The organism is Sandarakinorhabdus sp. (assembly GCF_031430775.1).
Taxonomy (GTDB): Bacteria; Pseudomonadota; Alphaproteobacteria; order Sphingomonadales; family Sphingomonadaceae; genus Sandarakinorhabdus.
Window position 1 is genome coordinate 35,356 of sequence record NZ_JANPCD010000076.1, and the last position, 8,076, is coordinate 43,431.

Sequence of the window (8,076 nt, forward strand, 5' to 3'; positions counted from 1 at the left end):
GCGCTACGCAGCAGTTTCAAAGGATTTCACGCTGCTGAAAGGCTAACGACGTTTTCCTTCTCGACGATACCAAGCCCGGCTGCATATTGCCGGATCGCAGCCGACACATGCGACGGCGCCAGATGCGCATAATGCTTCAACGTGATGCGCTGGTCGGCCTGCCCCAAGGCCTGTGCGATGATCGCCATCGGCACACCTTGCCGTGCCAATCGCGCACCAAACGTCCGGCGCAGGTCATGAAAGGTGGCCCGCTCGATGTTGGCGCGCAAGCTGGCAGCATCAAGCTTGCGTCCCTGCTCACTCGCGCCCCATGACTTGTTTTCCACCTTAGGGAACAACAGGTCGCCGGGCTGCTTGCCCATGGCCGCACGCTTGAACAGCGCCGCGCCTTCTTCTTCAAGATAGACGATGTGCGCCCGCCCGCCCTTGGTCGTCTCGAAGCCCAAGGTTTTTGCCTCCGGGTCAAAATTGCGAACCGTCGACTTCACGATGTTGCCATAACGTGCGCCCGTCAGCAGCGCAGCTTGCACAACCGGCCGGAAATCCGCGTCTGTTGCGTTCACCAGCCGCTTCAATTCATCGTCGGTCAAGAACCGCAACTTTGCACTGTCCACATTCTTGAACGGCTTGACCTTGCGCCACGCATGGTCGCTGGCGATATGGCCATCTCGAAACGCCACATTCAGCGCAGCCTTCAAAACAGTGAAATCCCGGTTCGCCGTCGATCGGCGACGCCTGATTCCTTCGTCCCCGACCGTCACTCTCGTCTTTGCCTTTGTGGCACCACTTGCCGTCCGCACCCGCGCCGGCGCTTCAGACCTTTTGCGCAGCCATGCCGTCAGCAATCCGACCGTCAGCTTGGCGGTATCCACATCGCTAAGCTCCGGACGGATGATCACGTCGACACGTGACCGGGTTGCGGCAACTGACTTGCCGGTGAATTGCTCCATGTAATCATCAAGCGCTTTCCCGACCGTGTAAGGCTCGGCCGGCACCCTTGAGGGCCGATCGCCCGCCGTGACAAGATAGAACCACACGCGCGCCGCCGTCTGCGCCTGCTTGAAGTCGAGAATGCGTTCGCCGTCAGCATCGCTTGTATCGTCGGCTTCACCCAAACCCGATTTGACATAGCCCTTGGTTGAATGACCGCTCGCCCGAAACCGCGCCACCCAGCGTCCGCCGCGCTTGCCCTTGGCATAGCCCAGGTGCGCCCCTTCCGAGATCAACCGCCAATAGGGTTCCGTCCGGACCAAAAGCCGTTCCCGCGCCGCCCGCGTATCAATCCGAGCATCCTTGACCGTCCGCGCCATCGCCTTGCCTCCAACCTCGTTGCTGATTTCCGAAATCCGGCAACAACTCGGCAATATCTATGGGCGAACGTCGGCAAACATTCAAGAACTAAGCATTGATTTACAAAGTGGTTATGCATCACCAGCACACTTCAGCGGACAGAATATACCGCCCTTTCACGGCGAAAACACGGGTTCGATTCCCGTAGGGATCACCACTCTTTCAAGATGGGTGCGCTGGCGGTCAGAGACAGAAATCGCTGCCAGGCACGATGGGACTCGCTACTTGTCGTCATCGTGCTACGCTCCGCATGCGATCTGTTGCGCTGCTGGTTGCGGGCGGCATAACTGCGAATACTGAAACGCCGGCTTTGGCCTGAATTCAAATTGATCGTGCGCGCCAAGTCATTTGGGAGGCGAAGTCGAAAATGGCTCAAGCCAAGGAAACGGCCATGTTTCTGACTGTCGGGATAGGCGCTTCGGCGGGCGGCCTCGAGGCGTTCAAAAGCTTTTTCGCTGCCCTGCCATCCGATTCCGGCATGGCTTTCGTGCTTGTCCAACATCTCTCGCCCGATCACAAAAGCATGCTGGCAGAGCTGGTCGGCAAATTCACCACCATGGACGTGATCGAGGCGACAGACGGCGTGGCGGTCAAGCCTGACTGCGTGTTCGTCATCCCGCCCGATGCCACCATGACCATCAGCGGCGGTTGTCTCAGGGTCGTCCATCCCGCGCCGCCGCGCGATCGCCGCCGGCCGATCGACACCTTTTTCCAGTCGCTGGCCGAAGATCAAGGCGAGAGCGCGATTTGCATCATCCTTTCTGGCACTGGCAGCGATGGCTCGCTCGGCCTGACCGCTGTCAAGGAACACGGCGGCCTCACGCTCGCGCAGGCCGAATTTGACAGCCACGCCATGGCCGGAATGCCGGAAAGCGCGGCGAACACCGGCCTGGTCGACGACGTGCTGGCGGTAGGGGATATGCCCGCGCGGATCATCTCGCACCAGCGCCACCTGGCCGGCATCGCTGGGGGCAAGGACGAAGACGGGATCCATTTGGAGACCGCGTCCCAACTTACCGCGATCTTGCGTGCGCTTCATGCGCGCACCGGCCACGACTTCAGTGAATACAAGGAAAAGACACTCGTACGCCGGCTCCAGCGCCGGATGCAGGTGCTTCAGGTCGAAACGCCCCAGGCCTATCGGGAACGATTGAAGGAATTCCCCGAAGAGCTTGATCTCTTGCTCCGAGAACTGCTCATCAGCGTCACGCATTTTTTCCGTGATCCTGCCGCTTTTGACGCCTTGAACGAAACAGTCCTCAAGGGATTGATGGCATCGCGCGACGCCACCGACGAGATACGCATCTGGGTGCCGGGATGCGCCACGGGGGAGGAAGCCTATACGATCGCGATTCTGCTGCGCGAGGCGATGGACACGCGGCGCCCCCGGCCCAAGATACATATCTTCGGCACCGATCTCGACGAGCGCGCCATAGCGAAAGCGAGGGTCGGCCACTATCGCAAGCCCATTGCCGGGCTGTCTGCCGAACGGCTTGAACGCTGGTTCACGGTTGATGGCGACGGCTATTGCGTGGCTCCGGAAATCCGCGAAATGTGTGTCTTTTCAGCACATAGTGTCATCAAGCATCCGCCCTTTTCAAAACTCGACCTGGTGTCATGCCGGAACCTGCTGATCTATCTCGATGCCCCGATGCAGGACCGGGTCATCCGAACGTTTCATTACGCCCTCAAGCCAGGCGGCAAGTTGTTCCTCGGGCTATCCGAATCGGTAAGCCGCGCCACCAAGCTGTTCGGCACCTGCGACAAACGTCACCGCATCTTCGAACGCCGCGATGTCCTCACACCATCGCTTCCCCCCTTCTCGGCAGGACACCGGACGGCGGAACGCGCCGCGGTCGACACCGGGCGACTGGCCACAGACGAACAGATGGACAAGGATGTCCGCCGGATCATGGAGAAGCATTCTCCGCCCTATCTGCTGCTGGACCGCGCCAACAAGATTGTCCGGTTTTCCGGTGGCGCCGCCGGGCCTTATCTGGAGCCATCACCGGGTCCGGCAAGTTTTGCGCTGCTGGATATCCTGCGCAAGTCGCTCAGGCCTGCCGCGCGCGAAGTGTTGCAGCAAGTGCGGAGCGCAGGCGAGCCGGTGCGGCGCGACGAAGTGCCGATCCGCATCGATGGCAAGCCGCGCCTGGTCAGCATCGTTGCCGAACGGCTTGCCGCCAGCGGTCCGGAATCCGACTATGTCGTGCTGGCATTGCATGACGCGGGGCCGGGCCACGCCCGCGCCAAGGCTGGCGACGATGGCGCGAAATCGACCGAGGACCTGCATGCGCTGGAGCAGGAACTGCGCACGACGCGCACCCAGCTGCAATCGACGATCGACGAGCTGGAAACCACCAACGAAGAAATGAAATCGTCGAACGAGGAATATCAGTCGGTCAATGAGGAACTGCAATCTTCCAACGAGGAACTGGAAACCGCCAAGGAGGAGATGCAGTCGGTCAACGAGGAATTGCAGACGATCAACGGCGAGATCGGCAGCAAGAACGAGCAGCTGACACTGCTCAACAGCGATCTGTCGAACTTTCTCGAAAGCACGGAAATCGCTACGCTGTTCCTCGACCAAGGCTTGCGCGTCCGGCGCTTCACGCGCGGCGTCAACGAGGTTTTTCATCTCCGCGATGCCGACATCGGCCGGCCCATTACCGAAATCGTCAACCTGTTGGATTATCGGGAGCTGCAACGCGATGTGAAGGCCGTGCTGCGCAATCTTTCGACCGTGGAGCGCCAGGTCGCGGTCGAAGGCGCCAAAACCACCTACACGCTGCGCATCCGCCCCTATCGCACTGTCGCCAATGTCATCGACGGGGTGGTCATGACATTCGTCGATATCACGGGTCGTCAAGCTGCAGACGAGGCCATGCGCATCAGCGAGGCCAAATTCCGGATGCTCTTCGACGTCATCGACGAAGGCTTCTGCACCATGGAAAAGATCGATACCCGTCCCGGCGCGCCATCCGACTATCGCTATCTGAGCGCCAATCCCGGCCTCGTGAAGCAGAGCGGCGTTACGGACATCGTTGGCAAGACGATCCAGGAAGTTGCCCCGAACGAATCGCAGGGCTGGTGCGATATCTATGACAAGGTCTGGGAAACCGGCGAGCCGGTGCGCTTCGAGCGGGAGTTCATCTCGCAAGGGCGTTTCCTGGGCGTTTATGCCTTCCGGTTCGACGAAGCCGGCCAGCGCAGACTGGGCACGATCTTTCTCGATATCAGCGACCGCAGGCGTCATGAAGACCAACAGGAACTGCTGCTGAAGGAGATGGATCACCGCATCAAGAACCTGTTTGCAGTCACCGGCAGCATCGTGTCCCTGAGTGTGCGGTCGGCAAAATCGCCGAAAGACATGGCCGAGACGATCCAGGGTCGGTTGCGTGCAATGGCGGCTTCGCATGACCTGGTTCGGCCTCGGGGCATGTTTTCAGGGGTCGCAGCAACCAAAACGAGCCTGGCCGAAATTTTGGAAACCATCTTGCGGCCCCATGTCGGGGCCAGCGATGTCGAGGGCAGTGTCCGCGTTCTCACCAGCGGTCCCGCGGTTACCGTGAGCGGCGATGCCGTCACCAGCCTGTCGATGGTCCTCCACGAACTTGCGACCAACGCCACCAAATATGGCGCATTGTCGGCGCCCGGCGGCCGTGTCGAAATCCTGTGGGAAATCCGCAAGCAGCGCCTTGAGCTGACATGGACGGAGCACGGCGGGCCGCGCATCGATGGCCCGCCTGAACACAAGGGGTTTGGCACCATGCTTGCCCGCAACAGCATCGCGGGCCAGCTTGACGGCCAGATACGCCATGACTGGAATTCTGCCGGGCTGGTCGTGCATCTTTCGGTTGCTTCGGAACGACTTGCCCCGCCGATGGTTGAGGCACGGCAAGATACCCCGTAACATAATCAAGGCCCTGATTTGCTGAACAACGCCTCCATTCTCGTCGTCGAAGACGAACCCATCATCGGCATGGCGCTGGCGTTTGCCATCGAAGACGCAGGTGGCCAGGTGGTCGGGCCAGTCGCCAGCATCAAGTCGGCGCTAGCGCTGTTGGAAACGCAGGGCGTCGCGGCGGCAATCATGGATGTGAACCTGACAGACGGGGTCATTTCACCCGTGGTGGACTATCTGATGCAACGCGGCGTGCCGTTGATTCTGCAAACCGGCGTCGGCATTCCGGCCGATCTTGCCGCGCGTTATCCCGACCTTGTCGTGCGGATCAAGCCGGTCGTTGCAGATGTGCTGGTGGCAGAACTTGCGGCGCTGATCGTCAAGGGATTGATGGCCGAGAAATCAGTTCCGGGTTACTGACAAGGCCGCCATTGGCCGCAGTATTAGTTTGACAATACACCATGACCCTCGGCACACATGCGCATTGTCGAAATGCGTGGGGAGAGCCGAACATGCGCAATACCGGATTGGGCGCAGTACTTCTGATGGCAGGTGCTGTGCAAAGCGTGGGCGCCCTTGCCCAAAGCGCGGATGAACTCGTGGCAAAAAACCTTGCCGCGCGGGGCGGTCCAGCCGCCATTGCAGCGCTGGGTTCGGTCGGTTTCGATGGCAGGCTCGTGTTCCCCGGCGGCTTTGAGCTCACCTACAAGGAAACCCGCAGCAATGCCGGCGCCGTGCGTGTCGATGCGGCGTTGCAGGGGCTGACGCTGGTGCAGGCCTATGACGGCAAGTCCGGCTGGCGCATCAATCCGTTCCAGGGCCGCAAGGATGCGGAACGGATGAGCGACGATGAAGCGCGCAGCATTGCCGATACCGGCTCCATTGCCGGGCCGCTGCTTTCGGCCAGCAAGGATGGCAGCACGCTGACCTATCTGGGCCGGGAGGATTTCGACGGCACCGATACCTACAAGATCAAGGTCAGCCAGAAGGACGGCGACGAATTCGTCTATTTCCTCGACCCCGATTCGATGCTGGAAGTGAAGATGACCGAAACCCGGCGCATTCGCGGCACCCAGACAGTGTCGGAATATGAATTCGGCGATTACGAGGCCGTAGGCGGCGTCATGTTCCCGATGTCGGTCGAAACCGGACCGCCGGGCGCCAGCGAGCGGCAGCGCACCATCATCGCCGCCGGCACCGCAAACGCTGCGGCACCGGCAAGCCTGTTCGCCCAGCCGGCCAGCCCGGCTGCCGTCAAGTGATCACAGGGAAGGATATCGCCATGAAGACCCTTCTTCTCGCTGGCTCCATGCTGGCACTCGCTGCGCCTGCCCTTGGGCAGGTGGCCCCGTCCGGCATTTCCGGGCTTGGTGTGCGCAACATCGGTTCGGCCAGCATGTCCGGCCGCATCGCCGCTCTTGCTGCCCGCGCTGAAAAGGACGGCAAGGTGACGCTGTTCGTCGGCGCTGCATCCGGCGGCGTCTGGAAATCCGAAGACGGCGGCACCAGCTTCACCCCCAAATTCGACCGTCAGCCGGTGCAGTCCATCGGCGACATCGCGCTTGATCCGACCAACCCGCAGACCGTCTGGGTCGGCACTGGCGAAACCTGGACGCGAAATTCGGTGTCGCTGGGCGACGGTGTCTACAAATCCACCGATGGCGGCGACAATTGGACCAAGATGCCGCTGCCCGATGTCGAACGCGTTGCCAGCATCGTCGTGCACCCGGCCAACGGCAACATCGTCTATGTCTGCGCTGCCGGTGCGCTGTGGTCCGACAGTGCCGATCGCGGTGTCTATAAAACCGGCGATGGCGGCAAGACCTGGGCCAAGGTGCTGGTGGGCACCAACCTGTCCACCGGCTGCGCCTCGCTCAGCCTCGATCCGGCCAACCCGGAACGCCTGATGGTCGGGCTGTGGGATTTCCGCCGCAAGGGCTGGACCTTCCGTTCTGGCGGCGAAGGCCCCGATGCCCCGTCGGGCAGCGCCATGATGGTGTCGGACAATGGCGGCGCAGTGTGGAAAAAACTGGATGCCACCAACACCAAGGGCCTGCCCAAGGGCCCCTGGGGCCGCATCGAGGTGGTGCATGCACCAAGCAACGCCAAGCGGGTTTATGCCTTTGTCGAACATGTGCGCTCGGCGCTTTATGTTTCGGACGATGGCGGACTGAGCTTTGAGGAGCGCGACCGCAGCCAGAACATGGTGTGGCGGCCGTTCTACTTCTCCAAGATGGTCGTCGACCCGCTGAATGCCGACCGCGTGTTCAAGATGAACCTGCGCATGATCGTGTCGGACGACGCGGGCAAAAGCTTTTCCGATACCGCCGGTGGCAGCCATGCCGACTGGCACGATGTCTGGGTCAATCCGACCAACACCAGGCATCTGATCGGCGCCGATGATGGCGGTTTGTGGATCAGCCATGACGGGGGGAGCAAATGGTGGAAGGGCAACAACCTGCCCATCAGCCAATTCTATCATGTCGCGGTGGACGAGCGTGACCCTTATCAGGTCTATGGCGGCTTGCAGGACAACAGTTCCTGGGTCGGTGACAGCGAATATCCGGGCGGTATCACCAACGCCCGCTGGGAAAATCTGTACGGCGGCGATGGTTTCTGGGTGCTGCCCGATCCGGTCAACCCCGATCATGTCTATGCCGAATATCAGGGCGGCAACCTGGCGTGGATCAACCGCAAGACACTGGAGCAAAAGGCCATCCAGCCCAAGCCCGGCTACAAGGAAAAACTGCGTTTCAACTGGAACACGCCGCTGGCGCTGTCGGCCCATGAAAAGGGTACGCTGTACATGGGCAGCCAGTTCC

5 protein-coding genes and 1 pseudogene are annotated in these 8,076 nt (G+C 61.0%); 5 read left to right on the plus strand and 1 reads right to left on the minus strand.

Annotated features, from left to right (window positions below; genetic code table 11):
- Nucleotides 1-26: 26 nt before the first annotated feature.
- Nucleotides 27-1,169, minus strand: coding sequence for a site-specific integrase (locus RMQ73_RS04385; protein WP_310496832.1), 1,143 nt, complete (start codon nucleotides 1,167-1,169; stop codon nucleotides 27-29).
- Between the two features lie 572 nt (nucleotides 1,170-1,741).
- Between RMQ73_RS04385 and RMQ73_RS14230 the strand changes: the two are divergent.
- The 5 genes and pseudogenes from RMQ73_RS14230 to RMQ73_RS04410 form a co-directional block, all read left to right on the plus strand.
- A pseudogene (locus RMQ73_RS14230) lies at nucleotides 1,742-2,449 on the plus strand (chemotaxis protein CheB); the annotation flags it as partial.
- Nucleotides 2,450-2,593: 144 nt separating this feature from the next.
- Nucleotides 2,594-5,263, plus strand: a complete 2,670-nt coding sequence (locus RMQ73_RS04395; RefSeq protein WP_310496834.1) for a CheR family methyltransferase — start codon at nucleotides 2,594-2,596, stop codon at nucleotides 5,261-5,263.
- Nucleotides 5,264-5,281: 18 nt separating this feature from the next.
- Nucleotides 5,282-5,674, plus strand: coding sequence for a response regulator (locus RMQ73_RS04400; RefSeq protein ID WP_310496835.1), 393 nt, complete (start codon nucleotides 5,282-5,284; stop codon nucleotides 5,672-5,674).
- A 179-nt stretch (nucleotides 5,675-5,853) separates the two neighbouring features.
- A complete protein-coding gene (locus tag RMQ73_RS04405) occupies nucleotides 5,854-6,516 on the plus strand; it encodes a hypothetical protein (RefSeq protein WP_310496836.1) in 663 nt (220 codons plus the stop codon).
- Nucleotides 6,517-6,536: 20 nt separating this feature from the next.
- On the plus strand, nucleotides 6,537-8,076 hold a 1,540-nt coding region (locus RMQ73_RS04410), incomplete at its 3' end, for a WD40/YVTN/BNR-like repeat-containing protein (RefSeq protein ID WP_409049831.1).